Source organism: Streptomyces sp. NPDC002206, from assembly GCF_053593595.1.
Map to the genome: position 1 here is coordinate 1 of NZ_JBSFCW010000094.1, position 1411 is coordinate 1411.

Here is a 1411-nt window from a genome sequence, read left to right on the forward strand (position 1 = left end):
TACTCCAGCCGTAGATCGTGATCTTGCAGGATTTTCGGTCGCATGGGGCGGTTGCGAGCTGGCACGCTGCCTCGTGGACGTGCGCAGAGGCACTGCTGGGGGGACAACCAGCGGCGATGCCCGCGCTGCGCAGAACCGCTGATCCACGTCGGCTCCGCGTTCGCCGCCCCACGCATGCTTCTCTCGGCGTCGTTTGAATGCGCTCAAACGACGCCGAGGAAACGCCTGATCGCGGAGGCAGTTTTCTCGACGAACCCCGGCCGACGATGGGGTGACAGCGATGCCTCGTTGGTGCGACGATCCTGGCTTCGCACTCGTATCTACCCAGGTCAACCGGAGACCCATGTCCGCCATACCGCCGTCCACGCCGTCAGAGTCCGGCATCGCCGCGCTGGCATTGCTGCGCAGACTCAACGGGAGGGGCCGCGGACTAGCTATCGCTGGTGTGGTTTCTAGCGCGGTGCTGGTGCTCGGTGGAGTCGCCCTGGCGATGGGCCCGATCGGCGGGTCGATCTTCGGCGGCGTGGACGCGGATCCGGACAAGCGGGTGTCCGGGGCGGGTGACTGGTCGGCCGCCAGCCTCGCGGTGGGCGCCTGTTTCACCAGCTCGCAGCGGGGGGAGGTCTACTCCGCGATACGCGTGGCGTGCTCCCGACCACACGACGGCGAGGTGTTCGCCACGGTCTCGCTCACCGGACCTGGCGGCACCGACGTTGCCCTCGCGAAACACTCTTACCACCAGTGCAGGAATCGGCTGACCGACTACATCATGGACGATTGGTCGATGCCCGACACGCTGGGCGTCAACTACTTCTATCCGACCCGGGAGACCCGGCAGTCGGGCAGCACGACCGCCGTCTGCTTCACTGCCGACACACACGGCCGGACCGCCAGCAGCGTACGCAAGGACGAGACCAACCTGCCGGAGGACCAGATTGCCTTCCTGAGGCTGGAGCTGGCGTCCGGGCGTGTCTGGAAGACCTATCCGGACCTGGGCAGCCTGGCCGCCAACCGCGCCTGGTCTGTGAAGTTGGCGGCCGCGCTGGACCACGAGGCGGACAGCCTCAAGGCCGCCACCTGGCCGGTCGGCGCCAGGCCAATGGTCGCCGCTTATGTCGGGGAGCTGCGGAAGAGCGCCGAGCTGTGGCGCAAGGCTGTGGCGGCACATGGCTCGGACAGCTACTTCGCCCGCTCCGACGATGCCTGGGGCCACCCTGACTACAAGTACCAGCGGGATGTCCGCAATGCCCTGGGGCTGGCTTCGGACGTTCCCGCCACCTCCTTCGGGCCGCCGTTCTAATAGCCGGTCGGTGAGCACGATGTGGCCCACCGGCTCGGCTGGTCGGACTGGCGACGCCGCCATCAGGCCCGGTCCAGAGCCAGCCATTACCGACGACAGGCCGCGCAGTCG

The 1411-nt window shown here is 67.5% G+C and carries 1 protein-coding gene; it reads left to right on the forward strand.

Annotated elements, in window-relative coordinates; all coding sequences use genetic code 11:
- Positions 1 to 343 precede the first annotated feature (343 nt).
- A complete protein-coding gene (locus ACWCP8_RS41165) occupies positions 344 to 1300 on the forward strand; it encodes a septum formation family protein (protein WP_451121682.1) in 957 nt (318 codons plus the stop codon).
- Positions 1301 to 1411 lie beyond the last annotated feature (111 nt).